The organism is Bacillus sp. FSL W8-1143 (assembly GCF_037965155.1).
GTDB classification, from domain to species: Bacteria; Bacillota; Bacilli; order Bacillales; family Bacillaceae; genus Bacillus; species Bacillus pumilus.
Genome location: NZ_CP150182.1, coordinates 3,352,058 through 3,368,315 on the forward strand (window position 1 = coordinate 3,352,058; position 16,258 = coordinate 3,368,315).

Below are 16,258 nucleotides of genomic sequence, written 5' to 3' on the forward strand. Positions count from 1 at the left end.
AAAAAAACCGTTCCATTAAGAACGGCTTTGGAGTGAGGATTGGTAATCGGAAGGGTACAGTCTTCCATCCCAATCTCGGCTGATTTTTAACCCTGCATCTGTTTTGATGACAGTCATTGCTCCTTTTTTCTTGATTTCTTTTTTGACTTTTCCGTTCTGATTAATAAATTGAATCATCATTTCATAGTTAAATTCAATTCTGTCATCGCTTTCATCTGAAGGCGTAAACGTAATTTTCTTCAGCTTAATTTGACAATCTTGATCCTTTGCTGCTTCTAACACGCTCGGGAACATGCTGTCTTGTGTATATTCTTGATATTCATGCTCGGTTAAATAAGACTTCAGCTTCTCCTTCATGTCAGTTAGGTCATCTGTTCGATTCACTGTGTATTGTGCTTTTTTATAGCTTTCTCCAAATGCTGCTGCTTCTTTTTTAAAGCTCGGTTTGCCACAAGCACTCACAATTAATAGTACACTGACGATGACCAACACCATCGCATACCTTCTGTTCACACCATTCGCTCCTTCAAAACAAATTTATGTAAAAAAATCATGATCAGAATGTTCATTCTTCTATATATACGTTTCTCTTTTACCATAAGTTTCATCTTTACATAATAAAATAGTCCGACTTTATTCAGCCGGACTTTCCGTTTTGAATGTGTGCGCAAACAGCTCGGTCTTTCCCGTTAATATCCTTGACGATGCGGACATCTGCCGCGGGAAATGACTGCAAGAGAAGTGCTTTTACATCTTGCCCTTGCGTATGTCCAATTTCAAAGACAACGACCGCCTGCTTATGAAGTACATGGTGAAGATCACGAATGAGACGCTTATAAAACCACAGACCATCACGTCCATCTGTCAGCGCATTTACTGGCTCATGCTTCGTAACCACCTCTGACAAGCTGTCCATTTCTTCTGCCGCAATATAAGGTGGATTGGAAATAAACAGATCCACTTTGATGCCCTGATCCTTGATAGGTTCGAGTAAGTCCCCTTGTAAAAAATGGACGTCTGCACCTAGCGCTTGCTGATTCCGCTTTGCTACCGCAAGTGCTTCATGTGAAATATCCGTTGCTGTGACAGATAGTGTTTCTTTTTCAAGAGCGAGCGTAATCGCAATTGCCCCGCTTCCGGTGCCAACGTCTACTGCTTTGAGCGGCTGATCGTGCTGGAAGATGTCACTCATCAAATTCAGTGCCGCCAAAACAACCTCTTCCGTTTCAGGGCGAGGAATGAGAACATGTTTGTTCACCTCGAAGGGACGGCCGTAAAAAAATTCAATACCTGTTAGATGCTGAACAGGCACCCCTTTCTTGTGCTGCGTGACAAACTCGCTGAATAACCGATCTTGCTCCTCTGGCAGCTGATCATGAAAACGTGCAAGAAGTTCACTTCTGCTTAAGTCCAGTACATGCAACAAAAGGAGCTCTGCTGCGTTTTGGTCTCTACCGGCTTCCGTTAACAAAGAAGAAGCCCATTTAAGGGCTTCAAAGTTGGTACGCTGATTATTTTGCATTTTGAAGCTTTCTTGCTTGGTCTTCCATAATTAATGCATCTATGACCTCGTCAAGTTTTCCTTCTAAAATTTGATCAAGCTTTTGAATCGTTAATCCGATGCGGTGGTCTGTTACACGGTTTTGTGGGAAGTTGTACGTACGGATACGCTCTGAACGATCCCCTGTTCCAACAGCAGATTTACGCGTTTGATCATATTCAGCCTGTGCTTCACGCTGGAATTTATCATAAATTCTCGCACGTAATACTTTCATGGCTTTTTCTTTGTTTTTGATTTGTGATTTCTCATCCTGACAGGAAACAACCACGCCTGTTGGAAGGTGAGTTAATCGAACAGCAGACATGGTTGTGTTAACACTTTGTCCGCCAGGTCCGCTTGATGTGAAAGTATCTACACGGATGTCTTTTTCGTGGATATCAATTTCAACTTCTTCGGCCTCGGGCAAGACAGCAACTGTCGCTGTTGATGTATGAATCCGTCCGCCTGATTCCGTTTCCGGAACACGCTGCACGCGGTGTGCACCGTTTTCAAACTTTAGTTTAGAATATGCGCCTTTCCCGCTAATCATAAAGATAATCTCTTTATAACCGCCAGTTCCAGTCACATTCGCTTCCATTACTTCTGTTTTCCAGCCCTGCATTTCAGCATAACGGCTGTACATACGGTAAAGGTTTCCAGCAAAAAGCGCGGCCTCTTCTCCTCCTGCTGCACCACGAACCTCCACAATAACGTTTTTGTTGTCATTCGGATCTTTCGGGATCAGCAAGATTTTCAGCTCGTCTTCTAAACGTTCCGTTTCCTCTGTGAGCTCTGAAATTTCTTCTTTGACCATGTCGCGCATCTCGGCATCCAGCTTTTCTTCCAGCATTGCTTTCGCTTCGCTCAACTGGTCGTATGCCGCACGATATTGTCTATATACCTCAACAGTTTCTTGAATATCAGATTGTTCCTTCGAATATTCACGAAGCTTCTTAGGGTCGTTCACCACTTCAGGGTCACTTAAATATTCATTTAGCTTTTCATAGCGTTCTTCAATTGATTTTAAACGGTCTAACATGGTCTTCACCTCTGTTTTGTGCGTAACAGTCTAATTATAGTATAGCGGGGTATGACAGTCAAAAAAATTTCCAAAACAATTGATTTTCTGCAATTTTCCGCTAGAAAACACGATCTTTGGCGATTGGTTACTTGTTTTGTCTAACGTGAAGGAACAGTTCCTACTTGAAGAGAATGGTACTTATAATTGAAAAAAGGGAGGGCATTTGGTTTGAATACAAATGAGGTTGCAAAAGAAATTGGCGTTTCTTCAAAAACGATTCAGCGTTGGGTTAAACAGCTCAACATCCCTGTCGCCCGGAATGAACTTGGACATTATGAATTTCATGAAGATATTGTACAGCTTCTCAAAGAAGTCAAACACCAAATGAGTGAGGGTGTGATCCTTCAAGACATTCGACTGCCAATCCACACGGAAACCGTTCAACAGTTATCGCCTGCTGCAGAAACTGATGCCTCCACAAAACGGATCGAAGCATTGGAAAAGCAGGTGAATCAGCTCATTCAGCAGCAATTGCACAGCACTGGTGTAGAAAAACGACTGCAAGAACTCGAACGGAAACTGGCTAAAAAAGCAGATGAAGGTGTATCCTATCAGCTGCTCCAGCACCGTAGAGAAATTGAAGATCTCACCACTAAACTTGAGCGTCTTGCTGCGAGCTTGAAACAACCCTCTCAAATAGAAGAAAAAAAGGAAATCACGCACACTGACATCAAAAAAAAGCGTGCGCTCTTCCCTCTGTTTCATTCATTTCGCTAAGAAAGGCTGCCTCATGAGGCAGCCTTTCTACTTTATTATGAGGTAAGTGCAATAATGATCGGTAATGAAATTAATGACATGATTGCACTGATCACAAATGCGGATGCAGTTTCTGCTTCTTGTTTTTCAAATCGGGTTGCGATCATGGCTGCAACAGCTGAACCTGGGAAGGCAACAAGTAATACAGCTTTTGTAATTTCATCAGCCGAAAGACCCATGAAAATGGCGATAAAATACATAAGCAATGGTTGTACAGCTACTTTTAGCAATGCGATACTGAATGCTGGTAGGCTTAATTTAATTTTACGGATACCAACAGTGACACCGACTGCAAATAGCGCAACCCCTGACGTAACACTTCCAATTTCCTCTAGCATTTCATGTCCAATTTCAGGAAGTTTAAATCCTAAAAGAACAAGAATGATACTTGCTAGTGGTGCAAGTGCAAGCGGCTCTGATAAACCGTGCAAAATAGCCTTCGTCGTCATTTTAAGGAAACTTTCGCCGTCTTTGGCTTTTCCTTTTGTTTTTTCACCGACAGTTGACACAATAATCGCAATTGGATCAAGCATTGCATTTACAACTATTCCGGTAATTGCAATCGGAATTGCAACTTCTTGAGCCCCAAATAAACTGCCTAGGACTGGAATCCCCATAAATGCAAAGGTCGGTTGAGCTGAGTTTAACGAGAAAATAGATGAATTTGTTAAATCGTATTTAAAAGCAAATTTCGTAACAAGAAGGATAATGATATAAAAACCTACGATTCCTAAAATCAATGCAACGAAAAATGGAATTTGACTATAGAATTTATCTTTTGGTGTTGACAGAATGCTGGCGATAAAGTGCGCTGGCAAAGCATACTTTGTCACAAGTGTACTTACACCTTTTGCAGATTTAGCGTCATAGCTACCGAAGTGTCCTGCGAACCAACCCAGCGCGATAACGAAAAAAATCGGTGCTAGGAGGATCAAAATATTTAAAAAGTCCACCTTACTCTTCCTCCTTAAATCCTTACAAGTTTCTATTTATTGCGGCATTGTTTAAATTACCCTAAACAATGCCGCGTTACACAATTTATTATGCTCTTACAATTTTTTTATATTCAGGAATCCACATTGCATCTTTCACAGCTTGTTCGATGTCGTCAGGCGTTCTTCTTGCGACACCATCTTTAATTGCTGCTTTTGCCACTTCAATGGCCACTTTGATAGAAACTTCTTGCAATTTATCAATGCTTGGAAGTAGACCAGCACCTGGTTTATCATGATCAACCATTTCAGCAATCGCATCTGCAGAAGCAACGAACATGCCTTTTGTGATGATTTTTGATTCCGTTACGATTGAGCCAAGACCAAGTCCAGGGAAAACGAACGCATTGTTTGATTGTCCAATTTCATGTTCAATTCCGTTATACTCAACGTTTTCGAACGGGCTTCCTGTTGCAACAAGTGCACGGCCGTCTGTCCATTTGAATAGATCTTCTGGAACAGCTTCCGCAAGTGGTGTTGGGTTAGACATTGGCATGATCACTGGACGCTCTGTATGTGCTGCGATTTCTTTAATGATTTCTTCAGTGAATGCACCGCCTTGACCTGATGTACCAATTAGAATCGTTGGCTTCACCCTGCGAACAGTTTCAGCAAATGAGATTTGCCCTTTTTCATCACGTGCCCAGCCTTCTACTTCATCAGAAGAACGAAGGTATGGTTTTTGGAAATCAAACACTTCATCTTCGAATTGATCTGTCAGTAATCCTCTGTAGTCTAAAGTCCAGAAAGCATTGTTTGCTTCTTCTTCACTTAGACCCTCAAGAACCATTGTGTCACGCATTTGATCTGCGATTCCGATTCCAGCTGATCCAGCTCCGAAGATCATCACACGGTGATCTTTCAATTGAGTACCAGTTTTCTTGACAGCTGCAAGAACACCCGCTAAAGTAATGGCACCAGTACCTTGAATATCATCATTGAATGTTAAGATGTTATCATTGTATTTTTTCATGATGTTACGCGCGTTTTTGTTTCCAAGGTCTTCCCAGTGAAGCAATGCTTTCGGGAAGAATTTAAGCGCTGCTTTTACATATGCATCAATGAATTCTTCGTATTTTTCACCTTGTACACGTTTGTGATGGTTTCCGATGTATAATGGATCATTCAATAATTTTTCATTGTTTGTTCCAACATCTAATACGACTGGAATCACGCGGCTTGGATCAATACCTGCAGCAGCCGTGTAAACAGCTAATTTACCAATTGCGATGTTGATACCACCAACACCCCAGTCACCAATTCCAAGAATGCTCTCAGAGTCAGTTGCTACGATAAGGTCGATATCTCCTGCTGTTGCATGTAAGTTTTCAAAGGCTTTCTCAATGCCGTCAATGTTCTCGATTGAAAGATAGACACCATGAGGTCTTCTGTATTCATGGCTGTATTCTTGAATCGCTTCACCAACAGTTGGTGTGTACACAACAGGAAGCATTTCACGAAGCTTGTCTGATATAAGCTTATAGAACAATACTTCGTTACGGTTTTGCAAATCACTTAAGTATACGTTTTGACGAAGACGATCTGGCTGTGCTAGGAATTGCTTGTACGCTCTCTCCGCTTGTTGTTCTAAAGTGAGAACAGTTGGAGGAAGTAAGCCTTCTAGTCCAAGCTCTTGTCTTTCTTCTTCAGAAAAAGCAACGCCTTTGTTCAACGTTGGAATCGATAATACATCTTTACCTGTCAAAGTGGTTTCGAGGTACCCTTCTTTTGTTTTCTTCACGTTGTTCATCAAAAACTACCCTCTTTCTAAAATATAAATAAAGTGAACTATTAATTTAAAGAACGATTAAGGAGAATAATCCTTAATCAAAAAAATTATGACAAGAAATCGAACTTTTCGTTAAAATGCTTTACACTACAGTTAGTCATTTTATGCCTGCTTATACTAAAACGCAAGCGTTGAAAATTAGATAATTTTTTCGTAGCGTTATTTAATTTATTTAAGTACAAATGATGGGTGTTCAGCCAAAATCTCAAAAAACGAAACACAGCGGCATTTGCTATTTTTTTAATTGTCAAGTGTTGTACCAACGTCAAGTCTTGGTACTTCATGGTGATGTCTGCATCGTGCTTCGTATGATTCCTGCGCACCTACTAAAATAATGGGATCATCATAGGATGCGGGTTTACCGTCGATCAAGCGTTGTGTTCTACTCGCTGGGGAGCCGCATACCGAACAAACTGCTTGAAGTTTTGTTACAAGCTCTGCACATGCCATTAAATGCGGAACAACACCAAATGGCTCTCCTCTGAAGTCTTGATCAAGGCCTGCAACAATGACTCGGTAACCTTTATCAGCCAATTGAGTGACAATGTCAATGATTGTCTCATCAAAAAATTGCACCTCATCTATGCCAATGACATCGGTTCTTTCTGATATGTGCGTTATTATGTCTTTTGGTGAGGCTACTGCAATCCCATCGACCGATGAACCGTTATGTGAAACAACTGAGCTTGTACTATATCGGTTATCAATCGCTGGTTTGAATATTTTTACTTCTTGTTTGGCAAAGGTGGCCCTTTTGGCTCTCCGAATCAATTCTTCCGACTTTCCAGAAAACATACTTCCGCAGATGACTTCAAGCCAACCGCTTTGTTTCATCACATACATAAGGTCTTCTCCCCCGTTTTAAAGTTCCATCAATCCACGTAAAAAAACAGGCAAGAACGGATTCCTGCCTGTTTATTGTATCTATTATTACTTAAGACCGTATTTTTTGTTAAAGCGGTCAACACGTCCATCAGCAGAAGCGAATTTTTGACGGCCTGTATAGAAAGGATGGCACTCAGAGCAAATCTCGATGCGTACCTCTTCTTTTACTGATCCAGTTTCAAACTCATTTCCACAAGCGCATTTGACTGTAGCTTTTTTGTAGTTAGGATGAATTCCTGTTTTCATCTACTGTCATCTCCTTCCGCCCTGAATCCAATTCGGAAACAGAGTTAATATCTCAGAATAAAATCTGAAACGCACATGATGAAATTATAACAGTGTGAGTCTATGATTGCAAATGTATTTTTTCAACAAGCTATCTTCTTGATGCAGACATGTTCGCTTGTTTCCATTCTTGCGTTAAAATATCGAAAAATTCTTGGTTTGTCTTTGTTTTTCTCATTTTGCGCATGAACTTCTCAGCAAAGTCAGGTGTATCTGACATCGATTTTCTCATCGCCCATAAACGATCAAGATGCTCTTTTGGTACAAGCAGTTCTTCTTTTCTCGTACCAGAACGACGAATGTCGATTGCTGGGAAAATTCTTCTTTCTGCAAGAGAGCGGTCCAAATGAAGCTCCATGTTCCCCGTTCCCTTAAATTCCTCATAAATCACATCATCCATACGTGATCCCGTATCAACGAGCGCAGTGGCTAAAATCGTCAAGCTTCCGCCTTCTTCAATGTTACGCGCAGCACCAAAGAAGCGTTTTGGACGGTGGAAAGCCGCTGGATCAATACCGCCGGAAAGCGTTCGGCCGCTTGGCGGGATGACAAGGTTGTACGCACGAGCAAGCCTTGTGATGCTGTCCATTAAGATGATGACATCTTTCTTATGTTCGACAAGACGCATGGCACGCTCTAATACAAGCTCTGCTACTTTAATGTGGTTTTCCGGTACTTCGTCAAAGGTTGAACTAACAACATCCCCTGCAACAGAACGTTCGATATCTGTTACTTCCTCTGGGCGTTCGTCAATTAAAAGGACAATCAGCTCTGACTCTGGATGATTTTCAGAAATGCTGTTGGCAATTTCTTTGAGCAAAATGGTTTTCCCAGCCTTAGGCGGTGCAACAATTAAACCACGCTGCCCAAACCCAACTGGCGCCATCATATCCATAATTCTAGTAGACAGGTGATTAGGCTGTGTTTCAAGAATCATTTGACGATCAGGGAATAGCGGCGTGAGTGCAGGAAAGTGAACACGTTCCTTAGCTGATTCTGGGTCGTCCCCATTTACCGCTTCGACATGAAGGAGGCCATAGTAGCGTTCATTCTCTTTTGGAGGTCGTACCTTTCCAGACACCTTATCTCCGTTTCGTAAATCAAAGCGTCTGATTTGTGAAGCTGAAATATAAATGTCTTCAGAACTTGGGGAGTAGTTAATTGGTCTTAAGAAACCAAATCCCTCAGACTGAATAATTTCAAGAACCCCTTCCATAAATAAGAGATCCTCTTGCTCAGCGTTCGCCTTTAAGATGGCAAAGATTAATTCTTTTTTTGTTAGTTTGCTGTAATAAGAGATTTTGTACTTTTTTGCTAGTTCATACAGCTCTTTTAATTTCATATTTTCCAAAGATGAAATCGAAACATCTTTCAATATGGACACCACACTTTTCTAGTCAATGTATTTTCATTACAAATGCATGACCATTGTATTTGATTAGCTTTTAATTCCGTTTTTGTTGGAATGACCTCGCTCTCATGGTAACGCTCCCACTCGTTTTATCGTAAAGATAGGAACAATGTGAACTCGAGCTTTGTCAACATAGAGAAGGATAATGAGTATATCGTCATGATGCGGCAGTATTTAAACTTGTTGAAGCTTAAAAGAAGTAAATTCGCAGAAAATTTCGCAGCACTCTTTAGTTTTACCTCATTTGCAGAGAATATTCAACTTTAAAAAGAAAATGATATACATTTGACACCTATATGAAAAGCGGGTAATGAATACCCGCTTTCAGATTACGGACGAATGACAAGATTCGGTTTTTTCTTTAAGCTATGTCTGCCGTCTACGAAACGAACTGTACCTGATTTCGCACGCATAACAACGCTATGTGTTGTTCCAACAGAGCCTTTGAATTGAACACCTTTTAATAGCTCACCGTCTGTTACACCAGTCGCTGCAAAAATGGCGTCGTCGCCTTTCACGAGGTCTTCCATTCTTAGGACTTTGCCAACATCTAGCCCCATTTTCTCACAGCGTCTTAGTTCTTCTTCACTTTGAGGAAGAAGCCTTCCGTGGATTTCACCACCAAGTGCCTTTAACGCAACAGCAGAAAGGACACCTTCGGGCGCTCCGCCTGAACCAAATAGAATATCAACACCTGTATGATCAAATGCTGTATTAATGGCTCCTGCAACGTCACCATCATCGATCAGTTTGATTCTTGCTCCTGCTTCTCTCAGTTCAGCAATGATTTTCTCATGTCGATCTCTGTTTAAAATCGTTGCAACCACATCTTCAATATCTTTGTTTTTTGCTTTTGCTACAGCGCGAAGATTGTCAATGACAGGCGCTTCAATGTCGATGCAGCCTACCGCTTCTGGACCTACTGCGATCTTATCCATGTACATATCAGGTGCATTCAGCAAGTTGCCATGATCTGCAACTGCAATAACAGCTAAGGCATTCCAGCCGCCACTTGCCACAATATTTGTTCCTTCTAATGGATCAACAGCTACATCCACGCGAGGTCCGTATCCGTTCCCAAGCTTTTCCCCAATATAAAGCATTGGTGCTTCGTCCATTTCCCCCTCGCCAATGACCACTGTTCCTTTCATCGGAATGGTATCAAATACATCACGCATTGCACTTGTTGCAGCATCATCCGCTTCGTCTTTTAATCCTCTTCCCATCCAACGAGCAGATTTTAATGCGGCTGCTTCTGTCACCCGTACTAGTTCCATCGATAAACTTCTTTCCATTTTTGTCCAAATCTCCTCTCACAGTCAAAGCCTTATGAATTTTGAAGTTCTTCTATTTCTTGGTCACTCAGCTTTTCACGCCAGATGGTTGCACCCAAGCCTTCAAGCTTCTTCTCAAGCAAACTATATCCTCTGTCTATATGTTCAAGCCCTGTGATTTCGGTCACACCGTCTGCCATTAGCCCTGCAACGACGAGACAAGCACCTGCACGCAGGTCACTTGCTTTCACCTTTGCTCCTTGAAGCTGCGTTTGTCCAGTGATAATGGCAGATCTTCCTTCGACCTTCATGTTTGCACCCATTCGACGCAATTCGTCAATGTGCTTAAAGCGGGCTGAGTAGATCGTATCTGTGACCACACTCGTGCCTTTCGCCTTTGTTAACAGCGCCGTCATCGGCTGCTGAAGGTCCGTCGGAAAGCCCGGATACACAAGGGTTTTGATATCGACAGGCTTGAGTCCTTCGTTTCTGCCAACGATCAGCATTTGATCGTTGCTCGTTTCAATGGTGAACCCCATCTCTCTAAGTTTCGCCGTAATTGATTCTAAATGAGTTGGGATCACATTATCAAGTACAACTTCATCTCCCATCGCAGCACCAGCAATTAAAAATGTGCCTGCTTCTATACGGTCAGGGATGATGGAATGCTTACAGCCATGAAGAGATTCTACACCTTCGATTCGAATCACATCAGTACCCGCACCTTTGATTTTGGCTCCCATGCTTGCAAGCAGTGTCGCTACATCAATAATTTCGGGTTCTTTTGCGGCATTTTCAATGACCGTTTTTCCTTCAGCCAGTACGGCTGCCAGCATGATATTGATGGTCGCACCTACACTGACCACATCAAGGTAAATACGGGCTCCGACTAATTTTTCAGCGCGCAAATAAATGGCACCCTGCTCGTTTGTCACCTCGGCTCCGAGTGCTTCAAAGCCTTTGATATGCTGATCGATCGGCCTAGGTCCTAAGTGGCACCCTCCTGGCAGCCCAATGACAGCCTGCTTGAATCTTCCCAGCATAGCGCCCATTAAATAATAAGACGCACGCAGTTTCTTCACTTTCCCATTAGGAAGAGGCATACTGATCATGGAAGCAGGATTGACAACCATTTCACCTTTTTCAAAAGTGACCTTTCCGCCAATCTCTTCTAACAGATCTCGTAATGTGTCAATATCTGAAATATGCGGAAGGCCCTCAATCGTTACTGGAGAATCAGCGAGAATCGTGGCAGGAATCAGTGCCACTGCACTATTTTTCGCACCACTAATATGTACGGTCCCGCGTAAGGGGTCACCGCCGGCAATGTTTAACTTTTCCATATTTGTCTCCCTTCTTAAAGAAGATCACTGTTGGAGTTATACTGTTTGTGGATGTCGCGCTTTAAAAGGTCTTGTCCAAAATTTAGCCAATATCAAGAGAAAGAATACAGGTTAAACGAAATTTGTCGGAAGAAAAATAATCGAAGCTTTGCGAGGCTGTGATGTTCTCTTCTTTGCACAAAACATTTCTTAGCGTTTTTAAGGAAAACTGCGGCAAACAGGAGACAATCCCGCCTGCCACAATCACTTATTTATTCCAGTCTGCTAAAAATTGCTCAATGCCCGCATCCGTTAATGGGTGTTTCGTCAGCTGCTTGATGACTTTCAGCGGCATTGTGCCGATATGAGCACCTCTAAGTGCAGCTTCTGTCACGTGCTGCGGATGACGAATGGATGCAGCAATGATTTGTGTATCTAAGCCATGAACATCAAAAATGGTTTTCACTTCGCTGATGAGATCGAGACCATTTTGGCCAATGTCATCTAAGCGGCCGAGGAATGGAGAGACATACGTCGCACCAGCTCTAGCTGCAAGAAGTGCCTGGTTTGCACTAAAAATCAAAGTAACGTTTGTTTTGATTCCAAGGTCTGTTAACGCTTTGACAGCTTTAAGACCATCTGTTGTCATTGGAATTTTAACCGTGATATTTGGTGCGATGGCAGCAAGCTCTTTTCCTTCTTCAATCATTTCTTCTGCTTTGAGGGAAATGACTTCCGCACTGACAGAACCTGATACCACGTCAGTGATTTCGCGAAGACGGTCGTGGAATGATACGTCCTTTTCTTTCGCTACTAAACTAGGGTTTGTTGTGACGCCTGCTAAAATGCCAAGCTCGTGCGCCTCTTTGATGTCTGCGATATTCGCTGTATCTACGAAAAATAACATAACCGTGCCACTCTCCTATCAATAAATTGTCTGAAATGTAAATTTTGATTGCGCTTTCTCAAGATATGGAGAAAACCGCCTGTGACTCAGGCGGCTTTCGGTTCTCATCAAATTATGCTTGGTTAGAAGAACCAAATTCACGCATTTTGCCGATAACAGTCGCTTTAATTGCGTCACGAGCTGGTCCAAGATATTTACGTGGATCATACTCTTCTGTTTTTGCAGCAAGTGTTTCGCGTACTGCTTTCGCAGAAGCAATTTGGTTTTCAGTGTTTACATTGATTTTAGCTGTACCAAGTGAAATTGAGCGCTTGATGTCAGCAGTTGGGATACCTGTTCCGCCATGAAGAACAAGTGGAAGACCTGTCATTTTACCAATTTCTTCCATTTCAGTGAAACCAAGGTTTGGTTCACCTTTGTATGGACCATGTACTGAACCTAATGCAGGTGCAAGGCAGTCAATACCAGTGCGTTCTACAAGCTCTTGGCACTCTTTTGGATCAGCATAAATAACGCCCTCAGCGATGACGTCGTCTTCTTGTCCGCCAACAGTTCCAAGCTCAGCTTCTACAGATACACCGTGGAAATGTGCAAGCTCAACTACTTTTGCAGTTGTTGCTACGTTCTCATCGAATGGATGGTGAGAAGCGTCGATCATGACAGAAGTAAATCCTGCATGGATTGCTTTTGCACAAGATTCAAAGCTTGAACCGTGATCTAAATGAATCGCAACAGGAACTGTTACATTATATTCTTCGATTAACGCTTTAACCATTGCGACAACTGTTTTGAAGCCGCCCATGTAGCGTCCTGCTCCTTCAGATACTCCTAAGATAACTGGAGATTTCTCTTCTTCAGCAGCTTGTAAAATCGCTTGCGTGAATTCTAAATTATTTAAGTTAAACTGTCCAACAGCGTAACCTTTTTCCTTTGCGTCTTTCAACATTTCTGTCATTGAAACTAAAGGCATGATGAAAAATCCTCCCTATGTAGCTAATTTGCTTACTAAAAAAAGCTCTCCACCCTAGCATGACCAGAATTTCTCGCCATATGTAAACTTTCAAAGTCAGATCGCTTTCTTCTTCTTATCTAGGATACCAATTATTCGACAAATCGGCAACAGAATGACTCGATTCAATCATTTCCATCTAACCGTTTGTTTCGAGCGGTAAGTATTCTTTGACAGCATCTCGGATCTCATCAATATCAAAAGGTTTCGCAAAGTGCGTCAAAGCGCCGAGTTCTTTGGATTCTTGGATCATGTCTAATTCGCCATAGGCTGTCATAATGATGACACGGATGTCTTCATCAATTAATTTCATGCGTTTTAAAATTTCAATTCCATCCATTCCGGGAATCTTCATATCAAGCAGCACAAGATTTGGTCTATGATTTTTCACAATATCTAACGCCTGAAGTCCATTGGCTGCTTGGAAGGTTTGATAGCCTTCTTTATGAAACACTTCATTCAATAATATTCTAATACCATATTGATCATCGACAATTAAAATTTTCTCATTCATCTGTTACACCCCATTGCTTTCATTTTTCGCCATAAAAAGAGCTGTTGTTAAATAATTCTGTTTGATTTTCACATTTCCTTTATTTATAATAGTTTACTTTACGACATTTTCTGAGCATTTTTCCTAATATTCTCTTTATATTCTATTATAAAATGATCTGACCGAAGGAGGAAATCAGTCTTGTTAAAAATTTTCACGACCCAGTTATCAGGTATTTTTTCACGTATTGGAGAAAAGCAGGCTGAAGCGATCGAGGATGGTGCACGCCTTCTTGCACAAGCCATTGTCAGTGGACATGCTGTTTATTTTCACGGGAAGAATGAACTGGCTGCTGTAGCCCTAGAGGCAACTGAAAGCAAGGAGCCATTTCCAGGTGCGAAAGTGCTGCCGCTTGATCAAATGGAGCGCAGCTTGCTTCATCCAAGCGATAGAGTGCTGCTATTTTATTCAGACCCAGAAGACGAGGAGATTCAATCTCTTGTAAAAGAACTGCATGCGCAAGGGACGCCCGTTGTTGGTGTCGGGCCGGCACAAAAGGAGCCGTCCATGATTGAAGAGCTTTGTGATGTCCATATTGATTTTCAGCTCAAGAAACCGCTTGTGCCTGCTGATGACGGAACAAGGTTCGGTTATCCTGCTTTAATGACATGCTTATACGTCTACCACGCTCTATCGTTTACTGTGAAAGAAATCGTTGAGGAATATGAATAAAAAAACTGCCGAGAAGATGATATTCTCGGCAGTTTTTTTGTTTTATTTTGATTCAGATGCTTGCAGTGAAGCACCAACGAAATCTCTAAATAATGGCTGAGGTCTTGTCGGTCTTGAGACGAATTCTGGGTGGAATTGAGAAGCAAGGAACCAAGGATGATCCTTCAGCTCGATAATTTCAACAAGACGTCCGTCTGGGCTTGTACCAGAGAAGACAAACCCTGCAGCTTCCATTTGCTGTCTGAATTCATTATTAAACTCATAGCGATGGCGGTGGCGTTCGTAGACCACTTCATCGTTGTATGCAGCAAATGCTTTGGAGTCTTCATTTAATTTACATGGATACAGACCAAGACGAAGTGTTCCGCCTAAATCATCTACATCCTTCTGTTCTGGAAGAAGGTCAATAATTGGGAATGCTGTTTCAGGATCAATTTCCGCTGAATGAGCTCCTTCAAGGCCTAGTACGTTTCGTGCATATTCGATTGACGCAACTTGCATTCCTAAGCAAATTCCGAAGAATGGCACTTTGTTTTCACGGGCATATTGTGTAGCAATAATTTTCCCTTCCACTCCGCGGTCTCCGAAGCCTCCAGGAACGATGATGCCGTCTACATCTTGCGCGAAATCAGCCATATTTTCTGCTGTCACTTCTTCTGCATTGATCCATTTGATTTGAACGTCTGCATCAAATGCATAACCAGCATGGCGAAGTGATTCAACGACAGAAATGTATGCATCTTGCAATTCAACATATTTTCCTACTAGACCAATTGTGACTTGTTTTGAGAGGTTTTGCACTTTATCGACTAGCGCTGTCCACTCCGTCATGTCTGCATCTTGGCAATCAAGTTTCATATGTTCACATACAAGCTTGTCTAGTCCTTGTTTTTGTAAATCAAGCGGAATAGAGTACAGCGTGTCTGCATCCTGACATTCGATAACAGCTTTTGTATCAATATCACAGAATAACGCAATTTTGTCCTTCATGTCCTGGGTCATTGGCATTTCAGTTCTGACCACAATAACGTTTGGCTGAATACCAAGGCTGCGAAGTTCTTTTACACTATGCTGTGTTGGTTTTGTTTTCAGTTCACCTGCTGCTCTGATGTAAGGAACAAGGGTACAATGAATGTACATGACGTTTTCACGGCCAATGTCACTCTTCATTTGGCGAATCGCTTCAAGGAAAGGAAGAGATTCGATGTCTCCTACTGTTCCGCCGATTTCTGTGATGACCACATCTGCACCTGTTTCTTTTCCGGCACGGTACACGCGATCTTTAATTTCATTTGTAATATGGGGAATAACCTGTACAGTTCCGCCTAAATAGTCACCGCGGCGCTCTTTCTTCAGAACAGTAGAGTAGATTTTACCTGTTGTGACGTTGCTGTACTTATTTAAGTTAATATCAATGAAGCGCTCATAGTGACCTAAATCAAGGTCTGTTTCAGCACCGTCATCTGTGACGAAAACCTCACCGTGCTGATATGGACTCATCGTCCCTGGGTCTACGTTGATATATGGATCGAATTTTTGAATGGTGACATCCATCCCTCTATTTTTCAGAAGGCGGCCTAACGAGGCAGCCGTGATCCCTTTTCCAAGTGAGGAAACAACTCCTCCTGTTACAAAAATATACTTTGTCATTTCGTATGCTCCTCTCTTTTTTACCCTTGCATGACTAGACATGCACAGCTTCATCCTTTTTAGAGTGTATCCCTAAATCTCTTGAAAAATAAGAAAGCTCCCTTTCAAATAAATGAAAGGGAGCGTAAATGA

General features: G+C 42.0%; 16 protein-coding genes. 2 read left to right on the plus strand and 14 right to left on the minus strand.

All coding sequences use genetic code 11. The annotated features are described in order from the left end of the window. Window positions 1-15 precede the first annotated feature (15 nt). The 3 genes from NSQ36_RS17200 to prfA all read right to left on the minus strand — a co-directional run bounded on the left by NSQ36_RS17200 (window position 16) and on the right by prfA (window position 2,579). Complete coding sequence (locus NSQ36_RS17200) at window positions 16-495, minus strand: hypothetical protein (RefSeq protein WP_003214608.1); 480 nt, start codon at window positions 493-495, stop codon at window positions 16-18. A 142-nt stretch (window positions 496-637) separates the two neighbouring features. Continuing rightward, on the minus strand, window positions 638-1,522 hold the full coding sequence (gene prmC / locus NSQ36_RS17205) for a peptide chain release factor N(5)-glutamine methyltransferase (RefSeq protein ID WP_339206218.1): 885 nt from the start codon (window positions 1,520-1,522) through the stop codon (window positions 638-640). Beyond that, window positions 1,512-2,579, minus strand: a complete 1,068-nt coding sequence (prfA, locus tag NSQ36_RS17210; RefSeq protein WP_050944445.1) for a peptide chain release factor 1 — start codon at window positions 2,577-2,579, stop codon at window positions 1,512-1,514. Before prfA ends, prmC begins: the two co-directional genes overlap by 11 nt. Before the next feature lie 210 nt (window positions 2,580-2,789). On the opposite strand from prfA, the gene racA reads away from it, so the two are divergent. Continuing rightward, on the plus strand, window positions 2,790-3,338 hold the full coding sequence (racA, locus tag NSQ36_RS17215) for a chromosome-anchoring protein RacA (protein WP_310025664.1): 549 nt from the start codon (window positions 2,790-2,792) through the stop codon (window positions 3,336-3,338). 35 nt (window positions 3,339-3,373) lie between these two features. Here the strand turns inward: racA and NSQ36_RS17220 are convergent, their stop codons facing one another. The 10 genes from NSQ36_RS17220 to NSQ36_RS17265 form a co-directional block, all read right to left on the minus strand. Next, complete coding sequence (locus tag NSQ36_RS17220) at window positions 3,374-4,330, minus strand: AEC family transporter (RefSeq protein ID WP_003214757.1); 957 nt, start codon at window positions 4,328-4,330, stop codon at window positions 3,374-3,376. A gap of 88 nt (window positions 4,331-4,418) precedes the next feature. Further along, a complete protein-coding gene (malS, locus tag NSQ36_RS17225) occupies window positions 4,419-6,119 on the minus strand; it encodes an oxaloacetate-decarboxylating malate dehydrogenase (protein ID WP_003215037.1) in 1,701 nt (566 codons plus the stop codon). Window positions 6,120-6,398: 279 nt separating this feature from the next. Continuing rightward, window positions 6,399-7,001 carry a thymidine kinase gene (locus NSQ36_RS17230; RefSeq protein ID WP_003214626.1) on the minus strand — a complete coding sequence of 201 codons (603 nt, stop codon included), beginning with the start codon at window positions 6,999-7,001 and terminating at the stop codon, window positions 6,399-6,401. A gap of 87 nt (window positions 7,002-7,088) precedes the next feature. Next, the gene (rpmE, locus tag NSQ36_RS17235; protein WP_003215407.1) at window positions 7,089-7,289 is read right to left on the minus strand and encodes a 50S ribosomal protein L31; all 201 of its coding nucleotides are present in this window, start codon (window positions 7,287-7,289) and stop codon (window positions 7,089-7,091) included. A gap of 130 nt (window positions 7,290-7,419) precedes the next feature. Continuing rightward, complete coding sequence (gene rho, locus NSQ36_RS17240) at window positions 7,420-8,703, minus strand: transcription termination factor Rho (RefSeq protein WP_003215202.1); 1,284 nt, start codon at window positions 8,701-8,703, stop codon at window positions 7,420-7,422. Between the two features lie 365 nt (window positions 8,704-9,068). After that, complete coding sequence (gene glpX, locus NSQ36_RS17245) at window positions 9,069-10,034, minus strand: class II fructose-bisphosphatase (RefSeq protein ID WP_003214904.1); 966 nt, start codon at window positions 10,032-10,034, stop codon at window positions 9,069-9,071. Between the two features lie 32 nt (window positions 10,035-10,066). Continuing rightward, window positions 10,067-11,356 carry a UDP-N-acetylglucosamine 1-carboxyvinyltransferase gene (locus tag NSQ36_RS17250; protein ID WP_003214820.1) on the minus strand — a complete coding sequence of 430 codons (1,290 nt, stop codon included), beginning with the start codon at window positions 11,354-11,356 and terminating at the stop codon, window positions 10,067-10,069. Window positions 11,357-11,603: 247 nt separating this feature from the next. Further along, complete coding sequence (gene fsa / locus NSQ36_RS17255; RefSeq protein WP_003215343.1) at window positions 11,604-12,242, minus strand: fructose-6-phosphate aldolase; 639 nt, start codon at window positions 12,240-12,242, stop codon at window positions 11,604-11,606. 112 nt (window positions 12,243-12,354) lie between these two features. After that, on the minus strand, window positions 12,355-13,212 hold the full coding sequence (locus tag NSQ36_RS17260) for a class II fructose-bisphosphate aldolase (RefSeq protein WP_003214879.1): 858 nt from the start codon (window positions 13,210-13,212) through the stop codon (window positions 12,355-12,357). A gap of 178 nt (window positions 13,213-13,390) precedes the next feature. Further along, complete coding sequence (locus NSQ36_RS17265; RefSeq protein WP_003214681.1) at window positions 13,391-13,765, minus strand: response regulator; 375 nt, start codon at window positions 13,763-13,765, stop codon at window positions 13,391-13,393. A gap of 180 nt (window positions 13,766-13,945) precedes the next feature. On the opposite strand from NSQ36_RS17265, the gene NSQ36_RS17270 reads away from it, so the two are divergent. Beyond that, on the plus strand, window positions 13,946-14,476 hold the full coding sequence (locus NSQ36_RS17270; protein WP_050944447.1) for a DUF2529 domain-containing protein: 531 nt from the start codon (window positions 13,946-13,948) through the stop codon (window positions 14,474-14,476). Between the two features lie 42 nt (window positions 14,477-14,518). On the opposite strand, the gene pyrG is transcribed toward NSQ36_RS17270, so the two are convergent. Then, a complete protein-coding gene (gene pyrG, locus NSQ36_RS17275; protein WP_003215143.1) occupies window positions 14,519-16,126 on the minus strand; it encodes a CTP synthase (glutamine hydrolyzing) in 1,608 nt (535 codons plus the stop codon). Between the last annotated feature and the right edge of the window lie 132 nt (window positions 16,127-16,258).